This window comes from Nonomuraea sp. NBC_00507 (assembly GCF_036013525.1).
Classification (GTDB): domain Bacteria; phylum Actinomycetota; class Actinomycetes; order Streptosporangiales; family Streptosporangiaceae; genus Nonomuraea.
Map to the genome: position 1 here is coordinate 2,156,981 of NZ_CP107853.1, position 20,890 is coordinate 2,177,870.

The 20,890-nt window shown below is 69.8% G+C and carries 22 protein-coding genes; 9 read left to right on the plus strand and 13 right to left on the minus strand.

Annotated features, from left to right (window positions below):
- Positions 1 to 56 precede the first annotated feature (56 nt).
- On the plus strand, positions 57 to 689 hold the full coding sequence (locus OHA25_RS11000) for a TetR/AcrR family transcriptional regulator (RefSeq protein ID WP_327590960.1): 633 nt from the start codon (positions 57 to 59) through the stop codon (positions 687 to 689).
- A gap of 1 nt (position 690) precedes the next feature.
- On the opposite strand, the gene OHA25_RS11005 is transcribed toward OHA25_RS11000, so the two are convergent.
- Both OHA25_RS11005 and OHA25_RS11010 read right to left on the minus strand, forming a co-directional pair.
- Positions 691 to 1,908 carry a tetratricopeptide repeat protein gene (locus OHA25_RS11005; RefSeq protein WP_327587465.1) on the minus strand — a complete coding sequence of 406 codons (1,218 nt, stop codon included), beginning with the start codon at positions 1,906 to 1,908 and terminating at the stop codon, positions 691 to 693.
- On the minus strand, positions 1,887 to 3,221 hold the full coding sequence (locus tag OHA25_RS11010) for an ATP-binding protein (protein ID WP_327587466.1): 1,335 nt from the start codon (positions 3,219 to 3,221) through the stop codon (positions 1,887 to 1,889). The genes OHA25_RS11005 and OHA25_RS11010 overlap by 22 nt, the downstream gene beginning before the upstream one ends.
- 133 nt (positions 3,222 to 3,354) lie before the next feature.
- On the opposite strand from OHA25_RS11010, the gene OHA25_RS11015 reads away from it, so the two are divergent.
- Positions 3,355 to 4,068, plus strand: coding sequence for a hypothetical protein (locus OHA25_RS11015; protein WP_327587467.1), 714 nt, complete (start codon positions 3,355 to 3,357; stop codon positions 4,066 to 4,068).
- 195 nt (positions 4,069 to 4,263) lie between these two features.
- On the opposite strand, the gene OHA25_RS11020 is transcribed toward OHA25_RS11015, so the two are convergent.
- The 7 genes from OHA25_RS11020 to OHA25_RS11050 all read right to left on the minus strand — a co-directional run bounded on the left by OHA25_RS11020 (position 4,264) and on the right by OHA25_RS11050 (position 11,693).
- Positions 4,264 to 4,812 carry a GNAT family N-acetyltransferase gene (locus tag OHA25_RS11020; RefSeq protein ID WP_327587468.1) on the minus strand — a complete coding sequence of 183 codons (549 nt, stop codon included), beginning with the start codon at positions 4,810 to 4,812 and terminating at the stop codon, positions 4,264 to 4,266.
- The gene (locus OHA25_RS11025; protein ID WP_327587469.1) at positions 4,809 to 6,335 is read right to left on the minus strand and encodes an ABC transporter ATP-binding protein; all 1,527 of its coding nucleotides are present in this window, start codon (positions 6,333 to 6,335) and stop codon (positions 4,809 to 4,811) included. Before OHA25_RS11025 ends, OHA25_RS11020 begins: the two co-directional genes overlap by 4 nt.
- A complete protein-coding gene (locus OHA25_RS11030; protein WP_327587470.1) occupies positions 6,335 to 7,096 on the minus strand; it encodes an ABC transporter permease subunit in 762 nt (253 codons plus the stop codon). The genes OHA25_RS11025 and OHA25_RS11030 overlap by 1 nt, the downstream gene beginning before the upstream one ends.
- Entirely contained in the window at positions 7,093 to 8,037 is a 945-nt protein-coding gene (locus OHA25_RS11035; protein ID WP_327587471.1) for an ABC transporter permease, read from the minus strand. Before OHA25_RS11035 ends, OHA25_RS11030 begins: the two co-directional genes overlap by 4 nt.
- Entirely contained in the window at positions 8,034 to 9,557 is a 1,524-nt protein-coding gene (locus tag OHA25_RS11040; protein ID WP_327587472.1) for an ABC transporter substrate-binding protein, read from the minus strand. The genes OHA25_RS11035 and OHA25_RS11040 overlap by 4 nt, the downstream gene beginning before the upstream one ends.
- 41 nt (positions 9,558 to 9,598) lie before the next feature.
- Positions 9,599 to 10,366 carry a sulfite exporter TauE/SafE family protein gene (locus OHA25_RS11045; protein ID WP_327587473.1) on the minus strand — a complete coding sequence of 256 codons (768 nt, stop codon included), beginning with the start codon at positions 10,364 to 10,366 and terminating at the stop codon, positions 9,599 to 9,601.
- A 109-nt stretch (positions 10,367 to 10,475) separates the two neighbouring features.
- A complete protein-coding gene (locus OHA25_RS11050) occupies positions 10,476 to 11,693 on the minus strand; it encodes an MFS transporter (protein ID WP_327587474.1) in 1,218 nt (405 codons plus the stop codon).
- 131 nt (positions 11,694 to 11,824) lie between these two features.
- On the opposite strand from OHA25_RS11050, the gene OHA25_RS11055 reads away from it, so the two are divergent.
- Positions 11,825 to 12,820 carry a branched-chain amino acid transaminase gene (locus OHA25_RS11055; protein WP_327587475.1) on the plus strand — a complete coding sequence of 332 codons (996 nt, stop codon included), beginning with the start codon at positions 11,825 to 11,827 and terminating at the stop codon, positions 12,818 to 12,820.
- Complete coding sequence (locus OHA25_RS11060; protein ID WP_327587476.1) at positions 12,817 to 13,224, plus strand: cupin domain-containing protein; 408 nt, start codon at positions 12,817 to 12,819, stop codon at positions 13,222 to 13,224. Before OHA25_RS11055 ends, OHA25_RS11060 begins: the two co-directional genes overlap by 4 nt.
- A 48-nt stretch (positions 13,225 to 13,272) precedes the next feature.
- Here the strand turns inward: OHA25_RS11060 and OHA25_RS11065 are convergent, their stop codons facing one another.
- Positions 13,273 to 14,235 carry an NAD-dependent epimerase/dehydratase family protein gene (locus OHA25_RS11065; protein WP_327587477.1) on the minus strand — a complete coding sequence of 321 codons (963 nt, stop codon included), beginning with the start codon at positions 14,233 to 14,235 and terminating at the stop codon, positions 13,273 to 13,275.
- Positions 14,236 to 14,308: 73 nt separating this feature from the next.
- Between OHA25_RS11065 and OHA25_RS11070 the strand changes: the two genes are divergently transcribed.
- Positions 14,309 to 15,229, plus strand: a complete 921-nt coding sequence (locus OHA25_RS11070; RefSeq protein WP_327587478.1) for an AEC family transporter — start codon at positions 14,309 to 14,311, stop codon at positions 15,227 to 15,229.
- 120 nt (positions 15,230 to 15,349) lie between these two features.
- Positions 15,350 to 16,069: a UMP kinase gene (gene pyrH, locus OHA25_RS11075; protein WP_327587479.1), complete on the plus strand. Its 720-nt coding sequence runs from the start codon at positions 15,350 to 15,352 to the stop codon at positions 16,067 to 16,069.
- Here pyrH and OHA25_RS11080 read toward each other — a convergent pair.
- The 3 genes from OHA25_RS11080 to OHA25_RS11090 are packed head-to-tail and all read right to left on the minus strand — an operon-like array spanning position 16,056 to position 17,625.
- Complete coding sequence (locus OHA25_RS11080; RefSeq protein ID WP_327587480.1) at positions 16,056 to 17,204, minus strand: methyltransferase domain-containing protein; 1,149 nt, start codon at positions 17,202 to 17,204, stop codon at positions 16,056 to 16,058. The genes pyrH and OHA25_RS11080 overlap by 14 nt on opposite strands.
- The gene (locus tag OHA25_RS11085) at positions 17,204 to 17,338 is read right to left on the minus strand and encodes a hypothetical protein (protein ID WP_327587481.1); all 135 of its coding nucleotides are present in this window, start codon (positions 17,336 to 17,338) and stop codon (positions 17,204 to 17,206) included. Before OHA25_RS11085 ends, OHA25_RS11080 begins: the two co-directional genes overlap by 1 nt.
- 50 nt (positions 17,339 to 17,388) lie before the next feature.
- Complete coding sequence (locus tag OHA25_RS11090) at positions 17,389 to 17,625, minus strand: hypothetical protein (protein WP_327587482.1); 237 nt, start codon at positions 17,623 to 17,625, stop codon at positions 17,389 to 17,391.
- A 339-nt stretch (positions 17,626 to 17,964) separates the two neighbouring features.
- On the opposite strand from OHA25_RS11090, the gene OHA25_RS11095 reads away from it, so the two are divergent.
- The 3 genes from OHA25_RS11095 (at position 17,965) to OHA25_RS11105 (ending at position 20,845) form a co-directional block, all read left to right on the plus strand.
- Entirely contained in the window at positions 17,965 to 19,308 is a 1,344-nt protein-coding gene (locus tag OHA25_RS11095) for a helix-turn-helix domain-containing protein (RefSeq protein WP_327587483.1), read from the plus strand.
- Complete coding sequence (locus OHA25_RS11100) at positions 19,305 to 19,910, plus strand: YdcF family protein (protein WP_327587484.1); 606 nt, start codon at positions 19,305 to 19,307, stop codon at positions 19,908 to 19,910. The genes OHA25_RS11095 and OHA25_RS11100 overlap by 4 nt, the downstream gene beginning before the upstream one ends.
- Before the next feature lie 122 nt (positions 19,911 to 20,032).
- Entirely contained in the window at positions 20,033 to 20,845 is an 813-nt protein-coding gene (locus OHA25_RS11105; RefSeq protein WP_327587485.1) for an SAM-dependent methyltransferase, read from the plus strand.
- The last annotated feature ends 45 nt before the right edge of the window (positions 20,846 to 20,890 follow it).

Below are 20,890 nucleotides of genomic sequence, written 5' to 3' on the forward strand. Positions count from 1 at the left end.
ATGAAATCATCAGAAATGAGGGAAGGATCTGTCAAGTCGCTATGATCGGACGTGTGATGTCGGTTCAGAGGCCCGCGTCCCGGCTGGAGCGGCGCAAGACCCGCACCAGGCAGGCGCTCATCGCCGCCGCCCGGGACTTCCTCGCGCGCCAGGGTCTCGCCGAGGTCAGCATCCAGGAGCTGACCGAGGCGGCCGACGTGGGGTTCGGCTCGTTCTACAACCATTTCGGCAGCAAGGAAGAGCTGTTCCACGCTGCCATCGCCGACGTGCTCGAAGAGCATGGGCAACTGCTGGACGAGCTCACGGCCGACATCGAGGACCCCGCCGAGGTGTTCGCGGCCTCGGTCAGGCTGACCGGACGGCTGGTCGAGACCCATCCCCAGATCGCCCGCGTCCTGACCCGCACCGGGCTGCCGTACCTCGACTCCGACAAGGGGCTGGCGCCACGCGCGCTACGCGATATCCACCGCGCCATGGAGGCCGGGCGCTTCCACATCGCCAACCCGCACGTGGCGCTGGCCGGGGCGGGCGGCTCGCTGCTGGGGTTCCTGCAGCTCTGGCTTGAGCATCCGGACCTCGTGACCGAGGACTCGCCGGACGAGCTGGCCGAGCAACTGCTGAGGATGTTCGGGATGGGCCACGAGGAGGCTCGCGCCATCGCCCGCCGCCCACTCCCGGACCGCGCGTGAGCTACAGCTCGGCTGCGGGGCCGTCGAGGAAGAAGCGTCGTACGCCCGCCGCCACCCAGATCGTGCCAAGCCCGGCGTAGACGCTCAGCAACGCGACGGCAGGCGAGCCCGCGACAACCGCCGCCGCGATGGCCAGGACCAGCAGCCCCGCCCACCCGTAGAGCACCTTGCGGCCGCGGGGCGAGCCGGTGTGCGTGGCCTCCTGCACGGGGGTGACCAGAGCCATGACCGCCACACCTGCCGTGCCGACGGCCTCCTGGCCGAGGGCGATGCCCAGCCCGAGCACCCCGGCCCCGACGAGCACCAGAGCACAGCACGCGATGGCCACGCGGGCCTCGACACCTTCGAACAACAGCTTGGTGGCCCTGGCGCGGGCCAGCCGCAACACGGTCACCGACTCGCCGACCCATGCCGCCCAGTGCAGCAGTGCGATGAGGACGAAGACGGCGATCAGCGGCGGGGCCACGGGCAGCAGGAACACCAGCCGCCAGCCGCCGAGGTAGCGGCGCCGCAGGTTCGAGAGCATGCGCTGGAGCGGGTTGCGCTGCTTGAGCGCCGTCACCAGGAGATCCCTGGCCGGGTTGAAGCCGGGATCGAGGCGGAGCACCTCGCGGAAGGACTCGGCGGCTGCCCGGGGATCGCCGAACGCCAACGCCGCCCGCCCGGCCGCCAGGTGCGCGGTCGCGCTCTCCGGGTCCAGCCGTACGGCCTGCGCGGCGGCGGCCCTGGCCTGCTCGGCCTCGCCCAGCTTGGTGTGGGCCATGGACAGAAGGCTCACCAGGTCCGGCAGCTCCGGATCGACGGCCAGCCCGCGCTGTGCCGCCTCCGCCATCCGACGCCATTGGCCCTTGATCATCTGGGCGCGGGTCAGCAGCTCCCATGCCGACGCCTGCTCGGGTGATTGCGCAAGGGACGCCTCGGCGGCGGCGATCGCCGGGTCGGCCAGGCCGATGCGGTAATACACCTGGCCGGCCACGTAGTGCGGATACCAGTGGCCGGGGACCAGCCGCACTGCCTCCTGCGCCGTGGCCACCGCCTCCGCCGCCTTGCCCTGGTCGACCAGTGCGATGGCCAGCAGGCAATGCGCCATGTCCTGCTGCGGCTCGACGGCGAGCACGCCGCGCAGCTCCCGTTCGGCGTCGGCCGGCCGGCGCAGCCGCAGCAAGGTCCTCGCGCAGCCGATCGCGTCGTCGACCTTCACCACTTGGCCTTGATCCACGGCATCAGCTCGTCCCACGCCCCGGACTCGTTGGCGTGCAGGACGTAGTTGCGGGCGGTGGCCAGCCACTCGCGTACCGCCGTGGGCTTGGCTCCCTTGGCGGCGGCCAGCAGGTCGGTGGTCGACATCGGGATGGGGCGGCCCGCGCTGATCGACTGCTGGAGCTTGACCTCCACCGCCCGGTCCACCACGCCCTTCAGGTCCGCGCCGACCATGTGCTCGGTGGCCCGCGCCACCGCGTCGAAGTCCATCTCGGCCAGCGGCTTGTCCCGGCAGAGAATGCGCAGGATGGCCGCGCGGGCCGCGGTGTCCGGCGGCGGCACGAACACGAGCTGGTCGAACCGGCCGGGGCGGCGGAAGGCCGCGTCGATGTACCAGGGCGCGTTGGTGGCCGCCAGCACCAGGACGCCCTCGTTGGCGTTCTGGTCCACGCCGTCGAGCTCGGCCAGGAACTGGTTGACCAGCTGCCTGGCGTGCGCCTGGCGCATGTCGGAGCGGCGGGCGGCCAGCGCGTCGACCTCGTCGAAGAACAACACGCACGGGCGGTTGCGGCGGGCCAGGTCGAACGTGGCATGCAGGTTGCGCTCGCTGGAGCCGACGTACATGTCCAGGATGTCGGCCAGGCCGACGTTGACGAACGCCGCTCCGAGCTCGCCTGCCGCGGCTCTGGCCAGGTGCGTCTTGCCTGCTCCCGGCGGGCCGTACAGCAGGACGCCGCCGCCGGCGCGTTTGCCGTACGCGGCGAAGAGCTCCGGCTGCTGGAGGGGGAGCAGCAGCTTGACCCGCAGGGACTCCTTGACCGCCTCCATCCCGGCCACGTCGGCGAAGGTGTGCTTCGACCGCTCCACCTCCTCCTCTTCGGGCGGTGACGGAGGCACTGGGTCGGCGGGCGCAGCCGAGGGCGTCGGGACCGGGATCGCGAGGCGAGCCGCCAGCTCCGGGTCCTCCAGGGAGGCATCCCTGGAGATCGCCTCGTAGTAGCGGTAGGCCGCCTTACCCGTCTCGCCCTCGCCTAGCAGCGCCTTCGCGGCGATGATCCCCAGCCGCGGCGGGTAGCCGGGCGAGGCCAGGAACGGCTCCAGCGCCGCCAGCGCCGCGCCGTGGGCGCTCTGCCGTACGAACGCCTCGGCCAGCCCGGCCGTGACATCCACGTCCTTGGGCGCGAGCAGGAGCGCGGCGCGGAACTCGGCCTCGGCGTCGGCCAGGTACCCCTTGGCCAGGAGTTGCTCGGCGAGGTGCCGCCGGAGTGGAAGGTTGTCCGGTGACAGGCGCGCCGCCTCGCGGAGCGCCCGGAGGCCGCCATCGTCGAGCACGTGCTCGTCCCTTCTGTCGCAGGAATCCCGTTATTACCAAACTACGCAGGCTACCGAAGGTGGTGCTGGCTCTACCGCGGCTCTCGCCCGAGCGCCCGTGTGCCGGCGCGCGGCCGCCGGTTCAATCGGTGGCATGACGATCAATCAGTTCCCCGGCCGCTGGGTCGAAGGGGCCGGGCTGGTGCTCGGGCCGCTCCTGCTGCTTGCCGCGGTGCTGGTCCGGATGGGTGAGGACGACTTCTTTCCCAGTCAGCTCGCCGCCTACGCGGCGGAGTCGGCGAAGATGACGTTGTCCTACAGCCTGTTCGCGGCCGGGGTCGTAGTGCTGTGGCCGGCCGTGGCCGCGCTGGCGCGCCGCATCGGGGCGACGCACCCGCGGTGGGCCGCATGGGGGGGCACGCTGGTGGTGCTCGGGCTGTTCGGGCGGGTCTTCCACGCGGGGGTGAGTCATCTGGCGTTCCAGATGGTGGACGTGCTAGGGCCGGCGGCGGCGCAACGGGCGGTCTCGTCCACGTACGGCGCCTTCCACCTCTTCAAGGCGGCCAACGTCGCGATCATGGGCGGCTGGATCATGCTGGCGATCGGTGCCTACCGCGCCAGGGCCTTCGGCGGCGGGGTCGCGGGCACCGCGAGCTCAGTTGCGCCGGCGCTCGCGAGCGCGCTGCCGCTGGGCGTGCTCAAGGGCAGCACAGACCTCGTCTCGTTGGCCGCGCTGGCCGGGCTCGCGGCCGCCCTCGTGTCCTTTGGCGTCACGGTGCTGCGCAATGGCCCGGCTCCGCGCTGGTGGGCCGTCGCGCTCACGGTCGCCCTGATCCCCGTGGCCTTCGTCGCGGGCCTGTCCGGCTGAGCCGGCGCTACTGCACCGGAACCTGGAGATCACGGGAAGGTTTCGATCTTCATCTTCATCGTGGTCACGCCCTCGGGCAGCGCGAACAGGTCCCAGAACACCTTCTCCGCCCCGGGCCCGAACTTCTCGGTACTCAGCCGCACGCCGGGACGATCCTGGCGTACTTTACGACCGAAATTCAGGATTCCGGACAAACTAATGGGGACTGTCACACGAAGTCGGCATCGGGAGCTCGAAATGGAGGGTCTGGAGGTGCTCGGGGTCGCCGTCGCGGTCGTCGAAGACCGGCTCGGCCATTGAGCGCCAGAACGCCTCCGCCCCCGGCACCCGGGTGTCGGTGTGCAGGTAGATCGACCGGTAGTCGCCGCACTCCGCGACGAAGCGGCAGGCCTGGCGGACCAGGTCGCGGGCCAGGCCGTGCCGGCGATGAGCGGGGGCCACGTACACCCGGTAGAGCTGCGCCGTCGTGCCGTCCGGGTAGAGCCTGGCCAGCCACTCCGGGTGGGGCGGGCTCTTCGGTCCCTGCGCGCGCACGGCCGTGGTGCCGACCACTTCGTCGCCGTGCAGGGCCACGAGGAGCGTGTGCCTGCACGGCAGGAGGTACGTGCCCTCCAGGTCGATCACGTCCTCATGCCATTGAGGCTGGTAGCCATAGCCGAAGTCGCGGTAGAAGGTGTCCAGCATGACCTGCCGCGCGCCGTCGAGATGGCGGGGCAGGGCGGGCTGGATGACGTAAGGGTTCATGATATTTCGTCCCATGCGAGCCGGCCGTCGTCGAGCGTGGCGACGCGGTCCGCCAGCCTGGCGACCACGTCCATGTCATGACTGATGAGCAACAGCGTCAGGCCGAGGTCGCGACGCAGCTCGTCGAGCAGGTCGAGGATGGCGGCCTGGACGAGCGCGTCCAGGCCGGAGGTGATCTCGTCGCAGACGAGCACGCGCGGGCCGGCGAGCAGGGCGCGGGCCAGCGCGGCGCGCTGCAACTCGCCGCCCGACAACGCCGACGGGCGGCGTCCGGCCGTCTGCTCGCCGAGGCCGACGCGCTCCAGCAGACTGCCGGCCTGCGCCGTGGCCTCCTGCGTGGTGGCGCCGCGTAGCCGCACCGCCGTCCTGGCGACCTGGGCGCACACGGCGCGGTACGGGTCGAACGAGGCTCTGGCGTCCTGGAAGACGTACTGGACGTCGCGAGCGCGCCTGGCCAGATGACCGGGGAGCGGGCGACCGTCCAGGGCGATCGTGCCGGAGGCCGGCCGGTGCAGGCCCGCGACGCAGCGGGCGAGCGTGGTCTTGCCGCTGCCCGACCTGCCCACGACGGCCAGGCAGGCCCCGGCTGGGACGCTCATGCTCACCCCCGCGAGCACGGGCGGGCCGCCCCGGTGCGCCGCCACGAGATCCCGCACCTCGAGCAGCACGTCACCAGTGCCGGTTGCGGCCCGGGGTTCCGGGCGGGCGGCGAGCAGGCGCCGGGTGTAGTCGTGTCGTGGTGTGTCCAGGACGGAGGCGGCCGGTCCCGACTCGACGATGCGGCCCGCGTGCAGCACCGCCACCCGGTCGGCCAGCGTGCGCACCATGGCCAGGTCGTGGCTGAGCAGGACCAGGGCGATGCCCTGCGCGCGCAGCCGGCGGAACTCCTCGATGACCTCGGACCTGAGGAGGCCGTCCTGGCCGGTCGTCGGCTCGTCGGCGACGATCAGGGCCGGGTCCGGCAACAACGCCTGGGCCAGCACGACCCGTTGCTGCTGGCCGCCGGAGAGTTGGTGCGGGTAGCGGCCGAGCAGTTCCACCGGCAGCCGGGCCCGCCGCGCCGCCTCCACCACCCGCTCATCAGCGGCCTGCGCCAGCCGCCGCCGCGTCCAGCTCTGTGCTCCGCCGGCCAGCTGCCGCCGTGTCCAGCCCTGTGCTCCGCTGGCCTGCTGTCGCTGCCCTGTCCAGCCCTGTGCCCCGCTGGCCTCCTGTCGTCTCCCGTCGGCGGCCCGCGCGACCTGCCGCCGTGCGACCTCCCGCAGGACGCTGCCCACCCGCCGCACCGGGTTCAGCACGCTGGACGGGTGTTGCGGGACATAGGCCGCAGTGCCGGCGAGGCGTACCTCGCCGGTGATCCGCACCCCGGGCGCGTGCTCGCCCAGCAGCGCCAGCCCTGTGGTGGTCTTGCCGCTGCCCGAGGCGCCGACCAGCGCCAGCACCTCGCCCGCGGCCAGCTCGAAGGACACACCGTCCACCAGGACGTGCCCGTCCACCTCGGCCCGCAGCCCGGAGACCCGCAGCATCACCGCCTCCTCGCCCGGTCGAACGTCAGGTTCAGCCCCACCGACAGGGCGACGATCAGCAGTGCGGGCACCAGCACCGCCCACGGCTGCAGGAACATCCCGGTACGGTTGCGGTCCACCATCACCGCCCAATCGGCGGCGTCCGGCGCGAGACCGACGCCGAGGAAGCTCGCCGAGGCCACCAAATACAGTGCGCCGACCAGCCGGACCCCGACGTCGGCCAGCAGCGTGGTGAGCATGGATCGGCCGGCGTACCCGATGGCCCGGCGCCACCACGTCTCGCCCTGCAGGCGCAGCGCCTCCATCGCCGTGCTGCTCGCCGTCTCCAGGGCCGCCGCCCTGGCGATCCGCACCACCTCGGGCATCCCGATCAGCGCCACGATCCCGACCAGCACGGCGGGCCCCGGCGAGAACAGCCCCGCCAGCATGATGAGCAGCAGCAGCGACGGGACCGCGAGCAGCAGGTCGAGCGGGCGCATCAGCAACTCGTCCACCCACCGCCGCCCGGCCAGCGCCGCCGCCATCCCGAGCGGCACGCCGGTCGCGTACGCGAGCGCCGTCGCCAGCACCGCCACCGTCACCACCGAACGCCCGCCGAGCAGCACCTGCTCCCACACGTCGCGCCCGACGAAGTCCGTGCCGAGCGGGGGAACGGCGGCGAAGGAGACGCCGCGCGGCTCGGGCGCACCCGCCAGCCATGGCCCGGCGAGCGCCAGGACCAGCGGCACGGCCAGCAGCACGACCCCTACGCTGCGCCTCATGCGAAAGCCTTCGGCGCCAGCCGGTACGCCGCCAGGTCCGCCATCAGATTGACCACCACGGTCGTCGTCGCGAACACCACGCAGAGCGCCTGGATGACCGGAACGTCCCTGGCCGCCACCGAGTCGTTCAGCAACGTGCCGAGGCCCGGGATCACGAACACCGACTCCACCACGATCACCCCGCCGAGCAGCCAGTCCGTGGTCCTCGCCAGCTGCTGCACGCCCGGGGCCAGGGCGTTCGGCAACGCGTGCGTCAGGACCACCCGCCGGCGCGGCAGGCCCAGCCGGCGGGCGTGCGCCGCGTACCCGGAGCCGAGCGCGTCGATCATGCCCGCGCGTACCAGCCGGCTGATCGAGCAGACCGGCCTGGCCAGCAGCACCGCGACCGGCAACACCAGCAGCGCGGGCTGCTGGAGCATGTTGGACGGCGCGCCGACCGCCGTCGGCGGGAACCAGCCGAGCCGCACCGCGAACACCGCCACCAGCACCACGCCCAGCGCGAACTCCGGGATCGAATACAGGCCGACGGTCACCGTCGTCAGCACCCGGTCCAGCGGCCCGCCTTGACGTACCGCCGCCGTCACGCCCACGGCCACCGAGATCGGCACGAGCAGCAGCAGCGTGAGGCCGGCCAGCACCAGAGTCGGCGGCAGGCCGTCGGCGAGCACGCCGGACACCGGGCGCCCGGAGACGAGCGAGACGCCGAGGTCGCCGCGTGCCAGCCCGGCCAGCCAGCCCGCCCACCGCTCGGCGGCCGGACGGTCCAACTCCAGGGCGTGCCTGATCTGGGCGATGCGTTCCTCGTCCGGGATGTCCCCGGCCAGCACGACGGCGGCGTCGCCGGGCAGCGCCTCGGTCAGCACGAACACCAGCGTGGCCACCGCCACCACCTGTGCCACGCCGAGCAGCAGCCGCCGCAGCGCGTAGCGGGCCAGACTCAAGCCAGCCACACCTTGTCGAAGCGGGCCCAATCGAGGGTGTTCGCGGGGGCGTTGGCGATCCCGCGCACCCGGGGCGAGGCGCCGAGCAGCCAGTCGGCGAACCCCCAGATGAGGAAGCCGCCCTCGGCATGCAGCGTGCGCTGCATCTCCAGGTAGATCTGGCCGCGCTTGTTCTCGTCGGGGCTGGCGACGGCCTGGTCGTAAAGCGCGTCGAACGCGGGGCGGGCCCATTTGGTGGCGTTCGTGGTGGAGCCGGTGAGCAGCCGCTGCGAGATGTGCGTCTCGATCGGCATCGCCCCGGAGCGGTAGCAGCAGATGACGCCCTTGTTCAGCACGTCGGCCCAGTAGGTGTCCTTGTTGCCCGTGGCGGCCGTCATGTCGAGCCCGGCCTGCCTGGCCTGGTCGGCGAAGACGCTGGCCGCCTCCAGGAAACCGCTGGCCGCCGCCGAGGTGTCGAGCCGCACCTTCATGCCCCTCGCCCCGGCCTTGTCGATCAGCCACTTGGCCTGCTCGAGGTCGGGGGTGCGCTGCGGGATGCCGGCCGCGTAGTACTGGTAGTCCTTGCCGAACAGGTCGTTACCCACCTGCCCGGCGCCCGCCAGCACGCTGTTGATCATCTGCTCGCGGTCGGCCAGCAGGAACATGGCCTGCCGCAGCTGGGGATCGTTGAAGGGCGGCCGGTCCACCTTCATCGCGAACGCCTGCATGCCGCTGTTGCTCAGCCGGGTGATCGCCATCCGGCCGCCGGCCTGGTGGGTGCGGGCCGTGGCCGGGGTCAGGTCGTGTGCGTAGTCGGCCTGCCCGCCGAGCACGGCGTTCACCCGGGCGGACTCCTCGTTGGCGATCAGGTATTCGAGCTCGTCCAGGTACGGCGCCCCGTCCCAGTAGTTCGGGTTCCTCTTGAGCAGCAGCGACCGGCCAGGCTGGAACGAGCCGAACACGAACGGCCCCGACCCGACGGGCCGGCTGAACTCCTCGGCCCCCTCGGGCACGACGTAAGCGCCGAAGGCGGCCAGCACGTTGGGGAACTCGGCGTAGGGCCGTTTCAGCACGAACTCCACCGTCCGGTCGCCGACCGCGCGGCTGCTCTTCAGGTCGATGAGGGCGAGGTTGGCCTTGGCGCGGAAGGTGCGCTTCTCGTCGGCGATGCGGGCGTAGCTGTGGAGCACGTCGGCCGCCCGCACCGGCCGGCCGTCGTGGAAGACGGCCTCGCGCAGCGTGATCCGCCACGTGCTGAGCTTCTTGTCCGCCTCCCACCCACTTGCCAGGCGCGGCACGATCGACACGTCGGTCCCGTAGTCGGCGAGCTTGTCGAACATCGCCTTGGACCGCGACGCCTCCAGGAACAGGTTGGCCAGGTGCGGATCCAGACTCTCTTGCGCCCCGCCGCCCGCGAACGCCGCCCGCAGCCTCCCACCCCTTCGGGGCTGCGACGACACGGTCCCGGTTTCAGATGGGACGCCACATCCGGCGAGGACGATGGCGGCGGCGGAAAGGAAGGCACGACGATCGGGGCGCATAGCCGACAATGGTAACGATTTTCATTTATGCCGCAAGCTCTCTAGTCTGTGAGGAGTTTCACGATCGCCACGACGCCGATGCAGACGATCGCACCGCGTAGGACCGGCTGTGGCAGTCTCCGCCCGACCCTGGCTCCGAGGAAGCCGCCCGCCATCGAGCCCAGTGCCACCAGCAGCACCGCGAGCCAGTCCACGTCGGCCACCACCGCATACAGCACGGCGGCCACCGAGTTCACCAGCAGCACGAGCACGTTCTTCGCCGCGTTGAGCCGCTGCAGGTCATCGGCGAGGAGGATGCCCATCAGGCCGAGAAGCAGGATGCCCTGCCCGGCGCCGAAGTAGCCGCCGAACATGCCGGCCGCCAGCGTGCCCAGCCACAGCCACGGCCCGCCGTGCGCAGCCGAGCTCGACGCGGGGTTGAGCCCCGGCGCGTTGAGCAGGCGGCTGAGCCTGGGCTGGATCAGAACCAGCGTGCAGGAGATCGCGATCAGCACGCTCACGATCAGGTTGAAGCTGCTCTCGGGCAGGTTGAGCAGCAGGAAGCCGCCGATCAGTGAGCCGATGGCCGAAGCGGGGGCCAGCTTGAGCAGGCGCTCGCGCTGGCCCTTCAGTTCGGGCCGGTAGCCCATGACGCCGGTGAAGCCGCCGGAGACGAGGCCGATGTTGTTGGAGACGTTGGCGCTGATCGGCGGCAGGCCGACGGCCAGCAGCGTGGGGAACGTGATCAACGATCCGGACCCCACGACGGTGTTGATGGCCCCGCCCGCCACGCCGGCCGCCAGCACCGCGGCCATCTCCCAAGGTGTCATGCCGGGAGACTCTAGAGGGAGTCTTATTGAATAAGACGATCGCTCTCGACATATGAGACTCAGGACGCCGTGAGCGCCTGTGGAGTTCGGCGCGCTGACTAGGTGACGGTCACGGTGCGGCGACGGCCTCGGCCGCGGCCTTGGCGTGGCGGGCAGCCGGTGACAACCACGCCAGCGCCACGGCCGTCGTCGCCGCGACGAACGCGGCCAGGACCGGGGCGACCGGGGTGATCTCGTACAGGGCGGTGGACAACAGCGGCCCCACCACGAACGTCGACCCGATGACGGCGTTGACCAGCCCGGAGATCGAGCTCTGCCCCTCGGGCCCGACGAGCAGGCCCGGCGCCGCCGCGACCCCCGGCATGGCGAGCCCCAGCCCCACGCCGAGCAGCCCGAACGCCACGGTGATCAGCCACAGGCTGTGGGCGACGGCGAGCAGCCCGAACGCGGCCACCGCGATGGGCGCCCCCACCCGGATCAGCCGGAGCGCCCGCCACCCCAGCGCCGGCACGAGCGCTCCCTGCACGCCGACGATCACGATGCCCGCCACGGCGAGCGCCAGGCCCACGCCGCCCGCCGTGGCCTGCGGATCCACATGCAGGCGGTCGGCGATCAGGAACCCCAGGATCACCTGCACGAGCCCGAGTGAGAGGAAAACGCAGAAGCCGATCGCGAACAACGGCCACAACCGCGCATCCCACAACCGAGGCCGGGGACCCTCGACGCCTTGGGGCGCTCTGGCAGGCTCACGCCGTACGGCCACCAGCACCCAGACCGTCAGCAGCAGGCAGATCACCGGCGACACGTAGAGGGGCAGCAGCAGCGACGCCACGGCCAGCACGCCGCCACCCGCGGGCCCGACCACCAGCGACAGCCCCTGCGCCGCACCGACCAGCCCGGTGACCCTGGTCCGATCGGCCTCCCCAGTCGTGACGAGCCCCGCCACGGTGAGGGCGGCGACAGGCAACGCGGCAAGCCCGAGGCCGAACAGAAGGCTACGAGTGGCGATCATCAAGGCGAACGTGACCGGCGGCGGCACCACTTCTTCCAGCCCGAGAGTGACGGCCACGGCGAACCCGATCAGGCCGGCGCTCGCAAGCCCGAGCCCGCTCAGCAGCACCGTACGCAACCGCATCCTCCGCATGGCCCGCCCCCACATCGGGCTGGCCACGGTCAGGGTGGCCGCGGAAATCGTGATCACCAGCCCGAGCTGCGTTTCCGTCAACGCCAGCTCCCGCGCCAGCGGCGCCAGCACCGGCGTGAGCAGCTGCTGCGCGGAGAAGACGGCGAGAATCGTGACGAGCAGGGGAGCCATGGCCTTCCGCACGGTCGAGACCTTTCTCGTGGCTCAGACGTGGCGGGGTGCCCCGAATCCACCCCGACAGCATCTTGTCAGGCGACTTCGCGATTCGGCCATCCCTTGACGGAGTCAGCTAATTCTTTGATAAAGTCAACGGTATGACCTTCGGGCAGCCGTACGACTGGGTCTTCGCAGACGGCGAGTTCGTGCACTCGCACGACGCGCGGCTGAGCGTCCTCGCCAACGTGGTCTCCTACGGGACCGGGACGTTCGAGGGCATCCGGGCGACGTGGAACGCCGAGCAAGGAGAGCTGTACCTGCTGGAGGCGGAGGCGCACTACGTGCGACTGGCGCGCTCGGCGCGGATCCTCGGGCTGGAGCTGCCGTACCGGCCCGAAGACCTGGTGGCCGCGACCAAGGAGCTTTTACGCAGGAACGACGTCCGGGCCAACGCCTACGTCCGGCCGCTGCTGCTCCTTGCCGGCGAGCAACTCGCGGTGCGGATGCACGACTCCGGGACTCGGCTGTTGATCCCGGCGACCCCGATGCCCGGCGACTACATCAACCTGCGCGGCGTTCGCTGCATGGTGAGCACCTGGCGCCGCGGCACGGACGTCGCGGTGCCCAACCGCGCCAAGGTGATCGGGAGCTACGTCGGCCCCGCCCTGGCCAAGACCGAGGCGATCAGGCAGGGGTTCGACGAGGCCCTGCTGCTGACCGCGGACGGCCATGTGGCCGAGGCGACCACCTCGAACATCCTCGTGCGCATCGGCCAGGAGTGGGCCACGCCGCCGGTCACCGACGACATCCTGGAGGGGATCACCCGCCGGCAGGTGATGGACCTGCTGGCCGAGGACTTCGGCGTCACCGTCACGCAGCGTCGGATCCACCGCTCGGAGCTGTACGCCTGCGACGAGGCGCTGCTGTGTGGCACAGCCGCGATCGTCGTCCCCGTCACCGAGGTGGACGGCCGCCCGATCGGCGACGGCGTCGTCGGCGAGACGACGCTGGCCGTGCAGCGCACCCTGCGGGAGATCGCGTGCCGCGACGGCTACCGGCACCACGAATGGACGACACCCGTATACGACGAGGCCGTATACGACGAGGCCGTATACGACGAGGCCGTATACGACGAGGCCAAGGAGGCAGGATGAGCGAGCAGGAAACCCGCGAGACCACGACGGCCGGCGCGCTGACTGATCTCGCCGACCTTCGCCCCTTGCGGATCTGGCAGGACGTCACCGCCCGCGTCCTGCAGTGCGAGCGGATCACGATGGCGGTGGTGGAGATTCCGGCGGGTGGGCTGGTGCCCGCACATCAGCACGAGAACGAGCAGGTGGGGCTCTGTCTCGCGGGCTCGCTGACCTTCACCGTGGGCGAGGAAACCCGGGACCTGGGCCCCGGCGGCATGTGGCGGATCCTCTCCAACGTGCCGCACGTGGTCAAGGCCGGGCCGCGGGGCGCGGTCGTCGTCGAGGTCTTCTCCCCGGTCCGCAGCGACTGGGCCGACCTGGAGGAGGCCCCGGACGCCCCTTTGAGCTGGCCGGCCACCACATGACGGCGCCGAACGCGCCCGTGCGCCGGCCGGCCACGACTTGAGGACTGCTCAGTCGTCGAGGCGGGCGATGACCCCTGTCCTCACCAGCCAGTCGACGGCCTCGGCGATGGCCTCGAGCGGGGTGTACCGCGGCCGGTGCCCGAGCAGCCGCTCGGCCTTCTCCATGCTGCAGTGCGGGCTGTAGGAGATGTGGTCGAGCGTGACCTGCGCGTCGAACTCGGACACCGTGTCCCGCCACTGCTCCCACGGCAGGTAGGCCAGCCGCGCCTCCCGACCGAACCACCCGGCCACCGCCTCGGCGTACCCGCGCAGCGTCAGCGCGCTCGTGGCGACCGAGTGGAAGCTCTCGCCCACGGCCACGGACGGACTGGCGATCGCGTCCATGAAGATGCGCGCCACGTCATCGGCGTGCACGTGCTGCACAGTCTCCAGGCCGAAGTTCGGCAGCGCCAGCGCTTCCCCGTCCGCCAGCGTCTGGAAGACGGCGGGATTGACGTTCCCGGCAGGATTGACCGGCACCCACCCAGGGCCGGTGATGTGCCCGGGATGAATGATCGTCACGGGGAAGCCATCCCGATGGGCCCGCTCGAGCAGATATGCCTCGATGGCGGCCTTCTTCCGGCCATAGTCCCCGAGCGGCGCCTTCGGCCGGTCCTCGGTCGTCGGCACCTGCGCGCTCGGCCCGTGCGTCCAGATCGTCCCGCAATGCAGGAACTGCCGCACCCGCCCGTGGAGCGCCTCGGCGAGGTGCCGCGCGCTGTCCTCCTCGAAGCAGATGAGGTCGATGACGACGTCGCCCTCCAACTCGACGATCCGCCGCCCGAACGTCCCGTCGGCATCCTCCGCGTCCCGGTCGGCCGTGACGGTGGTGACCCGCTGCCACGCCCCGTGCGGGCTGTAGGGGTCCCGCTTGCCCCTGCTCACCGCGACCACGTCATGACCTGCTTCGACGAGCTTTGGGACCAGATAAGTGCCGATATGACCGCTGGCGCCGATGACCACTACACGCATGGACGCAGCGTAACCCGCACCGGAGCAACCCGATACGCTCCTTAACGTCCGATTTTTCGGAGGTCAGTTCAGCGTGTCGGGGGTTGTCGCGGCGTTCGCCGCCCTGGTGTCCGTTGCCGTGCTCGGCTACCTCGTCGGCGCCGGCGGCTTATTGCGTGCCAGCGACGAGCTGGTCCTGTCCCGGTTGGCCTTCTTCGTCGCGACACCGGCACTGATGTTCGCCACGGTCTCCCGCGCCGACCTGGCCACGCTCCTCTCCCCGGTGTTGCTGACCGAGGTCGTGGCGGTGGCGTGCGTGCAGCTCGCGTACGTGCTGGTGGCAAAGCTGCTCTGGCGCAGGGACCGCCGCGAGACCACGATCGGCGCGCTGGCCTCGTCGTACGTCAACGCCGGCAACCTGGGCGTCCCCATCTCCATCTACGTGCTGGGCGACGGCGCCCTGGTCGCGCCCATCCTCCTCTTCCAGCTGATCGTCATCACCCCGATCTCCTTTCTGATCCTCGACAAGGGTGCAAGGTCGATCCGCTCGGCCCTCCTGCTCCCGCTCCGCAACCCCCTCACGGTGGCCTCCCTCCTGGGCCTGGCCTGCGCCCTGACCGGCCTTTCCATCCCCGTCACGGTCATGCGCCCGATCGAGCTGCTCGGCGGCGCGGCTATCCCCGTCGCCCTGCTCGCCTACGGCCTCAGCCTGTACGGCTCCCAGCGCGCGCCCACGGAGAAGAGCGGCGGCCTCGGCTGGGACATCGGTCTCGTGGTCGCGCTGAAAGCGGTCGTCCAGCCCGCGATCGCGTACCTGACCGCCCGCTTCGCCCTCGGCCTCGACGACAGCGCGTTGCTGGCCGCCACGTTGTTCGCCGCGCTGCCCACGGCGCAGAACATCTACGTGTACGCGGTGAACTACGACACGGGCCGGCGCCTGGCCCGCAGCGCCGTCCTCATCACCACAGTCCTGTCCATCCCCATCATGACGGCGATCGGCGCGGTCCTAGGCTGAGCCTTAGGGGCTGGAGTTCGTAGGAGTGGGGGCCACCGCGACGGTCCGGGGTACGTGTTGGACCCCGGGTTACGCTTGGCCGGGTCGCCGCCCGCGCGGCCCGACGGAGAGCTGGAGATCGTGAGCCGTTATTCACGTGTGGTGGTCAAGTTGAGCGGCGAGGCGCTGGCCGGGCCTTCGGGCTGGGGCGCGGACCCGGCGAGTCTCGCACAGCTGGCAGACGAGCTGCTGTCGGTCCACGCACTCGGAGTCGAGCTCGCCGTGGTGATCGGCGGCGGCAACTACTTCCGGGGCCGGATGGCCGAAGGATGGGGCATCGGACGAGCCGAGGCCGACAACATCGGCATGCTCGGCACGGTGATGAACGCGCTGATGTTGCGCGGTGTCCTGACGGCACGCAGTGAGTCGGACGTGCGGGTGATGACGGCGGTGCCGATGCAGAGTGTCGCCGAGCCGTTCATCCGGCTACGCGGGGACCGGCACCTGCGGCGCGGACTGATCGTGCTGCTGGCAGGCGGCATCGGGCAGCCGTACGTCACCACCGACTACCCGGCGGTCCAGCGGGCGCTGGAGTTGGAAGCCGACGCGCTGCTGGTCGCCAAGCGCGGCGTGGACGGCGTCTACGACCGCGACCCGAACCGCGATCCCGACGCCAAACGCTTCACCACTCTCACCTATCGGGAGGCGCTGGACGCAGGGGTCAGGGTCATGGATCAGAGCGCTTTCGTCCTAGCCAACGAGCAAGGGCTCCTCATGCACGTCTTCGACGTCGCCGAGGTGGGCGCGATGAGCGCGATCTGCCAAGGCGAGGACATCGGCACCCGCATCACCCGCGATTGAGCACCTGATCGGGTGTGTCCAGCCAAACGCACTGCCCTTCCGGGGTCACCGTCATCCCGAACCGGTCACGTCCGGGCTCGCCCCAGCCGACCCATCGGAAGTAGGCGTCGGTCACCTCCTCCCACAAGGCACGGTGGCCCATCTGGTAGACGGTGTGGTCGGGGTAGCCGCGTTGGTGGACGGCCACTGCCCACTGGCCGGGGTCGGCCGGGTCCATCACGTATGTCAGAAATCGAGCCTCTTCGCGGATGATGTGCGCGTACAGGCCGGTGATGGCCGCCATCGCCAGGTCGGCGCCGGGCGGTGCGAGCCCGATGGTGCGGGGGTGCACCTGAGTCGGGTGGCGTCGACCGCTGCCGTCATCGGTGGCATAGGGGAGGGGCCGCTGGGAGCGCATCATCATGTATGAGGCGTAGCCAGGAAAGCGGCCGATCGCGGTCCCGTCCCGCAAAGTCACGAGCCGCAACACATGATCGTCGCCGAAGCCAGGGCAATATGGGGCGACGATGACCCCTCCCGGCCGACACTGCTCGATCCACGCGTACGGGACTGTTCGGACACCGCAGGTGACGTGCACGCGATCGTACGGCGCTCGCTCGGGACAACCCTCCGCGCCATCGCCGACAATCAGATGTGGCTGCACGTCCACTGCGGCGAGATTCTTGGCAGCCTGCTCGGCTACGGCCTTATCGATCTCCATCGACATCACACTTCCGTGCGGACCGACCAGGTGAGCGAGCAATGCGGCCGTCCACCCCGTGCCGGTGCCCACCTCCAGCACCCGGTCGTCAGGCTCGGGGTCGAGGAGTTGCAGTAGATGCGCGACCGTGCTGGGCGCGGAGGAGGAGGACGTGTAGTCCCCTGTGCGGGCCCTGATGTCGGTGGCGCCATCGTCGAGCTGGATCACGATGGGAGCCCGGGAGTAAACCGTGTCCCACCAGGTCTCGGGATCGCTGCCCCGATCGATGACAAACGCCTCATCAGGACTGCCGGGCGTGGCCAGCGCCACATCGGGGATGAACGGGTGGCGCGGCACCGCGCGGAAGGCTTCAACGACGAAGCCCTGGATATCCTCCAACCTGCTGATGTACTCGGCCAGTCGCTCAATGCGCTGGGCGGTGGCAGCCTCATCCACTACTTCTTGCCGCCCTTGCCCTTGCCGTCCGTGTGCTTACCGCCCGACTCCTGGTGGCGGTCAGGCGTGACCTTCCTGGGGTCGGCCTGGAACGGCCGGTCCTGGGGGCTCTTGGGGTCCTCATGCTTGCCCATGCAAAGGCTCTCTCTTTCGGCTCGTGCCAAAGCTCATCGTGAGCGTACGGCTACGCTATGGATTGGGAAAGGTAGAACTGGCTTCCCGGGAGCTGACGTCTGGGGGGCGGCCGCTCCTGGCGGCGCATCTCCTGCGCCAGGTGCTGGAACAGCTCGGACAGTGTGGCACCGCAGCGTACGTTGGAGAGCCCGCTGTCGCCGGGCACCAAGATGGCGCGAAAGGCGATGTAGCCGCCGCCGGCACCTTCCATGATCTCCCAGCCGGGGAACCTCTTGGTCGTTGTCACAGCGCCCACCAACAGGGTCCGCGATTTTCGTGGATCATGAGTCTTCTCCTCAGGTCTTTGGCTGGCGGAATGGCTCCGCACGAAGCAGAGCAGTGCAGCGGATTCGAAGCTGAGTCGAGTCGCGTTCACCGGCACGGCGGTGTCGACAGGGGCGGGTGAGGTGTCACGAGGTCGTTCCCCTACTGGCTAAGAAGCTGTGCGCGGCGTCGTTGCCGCTCATTCAGCTGCGGTTATACGTGTGCAGCATGCGCCCGTTCAGGGCACGATGGAGGGGCACACTATGCGTGCCCACGTGTGTGCTCACAGCATGCCCACGCGCCGACCGAAAGGGATCATCAGGTGGAAACACCGGATCTCCCGCTTCCGGACCTGCTGAAACACTTGCGGGATACGGCTGGAATGACTCAGCAGCGGTTGGCGGACGAACTGTGCGCCATCACCGGCACGTTCACGCTCACCCGGCACGAGATCGGCCGGTGGGAGCAGGGCCGAGTGCGGCCGCGTGCCTGGCTCCCCGCTCTGGCAGACCTTTTCAAGGTCGATCTGGAAATCCTTCGAAGAGCGCCGAATAGGAAGGCTTCGGTCGCTCCATACACTGATCCCACTGACGATGTGGAGCGGGTGAGCGAGGTGCTACGCCGGACGTTCCTGAGGCAGGGGATCGCGGCCGCCACCATGCCCGCCATGTGCCTGCACCGGGAACATCGCATCATCCAGGCCCTCGATGCGATTGCCGAGGAACCACTCGGCGGCGTTGTGGATGGCATCGGCGAACTCATCGACCACTACGCAGTGACGATCTGCACTCTTCCCCCGGCGGACGTGTACGACGAACTCCTCACCGTCAGGACATATGCGAGCCGCATGCTCCAGCGCCTGGGAACAGTTTCGTCGCATACCGACCTCGCCGTCGCCGTCGGCTGGCTGTCTCACCTGCTTGCCGTGGCCGCCTGCGACATGGGCCAGCACGCGTCAGCCCGGGTGTGGTGTTCTGATGCCGAGCGCCGTAGCCGGGACGCACGACATCCTGAGCTGGCGGCATGGGCCCTTCTGACCCGAGCGATGATCGCGTGGTATCAAGGGCAACCGCGCCAGTCGGCGATCCTCTCCGCCAAGGGCCAGAAGAACGCCCCTGAGGGCACGGTGGTCCACGCCAAGCTGGCCTCGCAGGAGATGCGCGCGGCCGCGATGGCCGGTGATGCCGACCGCATGACACGCGCTCGGCGTCGAGCGAGCGAAGCGATCGCGGTGCTTCCCGCCAATACCCCTGTGACAGGTGCCTTCTCCATCAATCTGGCGGAAGACCCGCCGTACACCGCAACGTCTCTGCTGTTCGTAGGCCGCAATGAAGAGTCTGTGGCCGCCACCAACCGCGTGATCCAGACTGTCTACCAGCCGGAGGCGCGCCAACGTGGCGAGCACCCATCCGGCTATGCGCGCTCGCTGCTCATCCTGGGACTGGCCCAGGCCGGTCTGGGCCGCTTGGATGAGTCCGTAGCCGCAGGCCAAGCCGCGCTCGCAGGCAGCCGCCCAGTCTGGCCGACCATGGTGCTCGCGGGCAAACTCGACAAGGTTCTGACACAGCAATTCCCCCATGCTCGCCAATCCGCGGAATACCACGCCCGCTATCTGGAGGCGATCCGCATTCCGGCAGGACGTCGACCTTGTGAGGATCGCGAATGACCGACGACGCCATCACTCGGGAGCAGATCGCAGTCATTACTGCGTTCGTCGACATCGAAGCCCCACCTCCTGAGGGGCAGCCCACCGCGCATATTCTCTTTGGCACCAACCAAGTCCAGCCCGTCAACATCGCGGCCGAGCGATACCACCGAGGGCTTGCACCGCTCATCATCGGTACGGGCGGGGTCAATCGCCACAACGGCATTGTCGAGGGACGTACCTTCCATCGCCTGTTGCTCGATCGCGGTGTGCCCGACGACGTCATCCGTTACGAGGATCGATCCATCAATACCTGGCAGAACGTCGAGCTGGCGCTGCCGTTCCTGCGCGAAGCGCTGACGGCGGGACTTGCCATCACGGCCGTCTGCAAGTGGTATCACCGCCGTGCGATTCATGCGCTGACAACTCTGGTGCCTGACATAGGCGGCTTCTACGCCATCACGTGGGAGCCTCTCTACGCGGGGAAACCAGTCACTCGACGAGACTGGCCCGGCATTCCTGACGGCAGGCGGCGGGTGCTTCGTGAATGGGAAGAGGTGCCGCGGCGCGTCGCCGAGGGCAGCTTCAAGGACGCGAATCTCGCTGATGGGGCGTGGCACTGACTGCTGAGAGACGCTAGATGATCTCTTCGGGCTGGGCGGATCCCCGGACACGACCGCCCGGATCAGGTTGTTCACCGGCATTAAGCACATTCGAGACCATTGCCATGGAATGATGTTCCATTGTGAGTGATAGCAACGCCGCCGCGTCGGCTTGGGCCCGCGTCGACACCACCGTCCCACACTCGGCGAGGGTGTGGGACTTCCTGCTGGGCGGCAAAGATCACTTCCAGGTGGACCGCGAGGCGGGCCAGACCCTGCTGCGGTTGTTTCCCGACTTCGCGATGGTCGCCCGGCTGCAGCGCGAATTCCTCATCCGTGCCGTGCGCTACCTGGTGAAGGAGGCCGGGATCCGGCAGTTCCTGGATATCGGCACCGGGCTGCCCACGGCGAACAACACACACGAGGTCGCACAGGGCCTCGCGCCAGAATCGCGCGTGGTTTACGTGGACAACGATCCGATCGTGCTGGCGCACGCCCGGGCCCTGCTCACCAGCACGTCAGAAGGCGCCACGGACTACATCGACGCCGATGTCCGCCGTCCCGACCTCATTCTGGGGGAGGCGGCCAGGACGCTGGACTTCTCCCGGCCGATCGCGGTCATGATGCTGAGCATCGCAGGGCAGCTGACTGACGATGACGATCCGCAGGGCATCGTCGACCGGCTGTTGGAGCCCCTCGCCGCCGGAAGCTATCTGGTGCTGAGCGACGGCACGAACACCAACCCGGCCCTGCTTGAGGCGGTCTCCGCGTACAACAAGAGCGCCGCCAACACCTACCAACTTCGCAGTCCGGAGCGGATTGCCGGCTTTTTCACCGGCCTGGAGCCGGTGGAGCCTGGCGTGGTGCCCACGCCGGAGTGGCGGCCTGAGCCGGACCGCTGGGACGATCCGGCCACCGTGGTGAGCGCCGTGTGCGGAGTGGCCCGCAAACCATGAGCCCGCGGCGGTCGATGGATGTTCCGTCTTCGAGACATCCCGTGC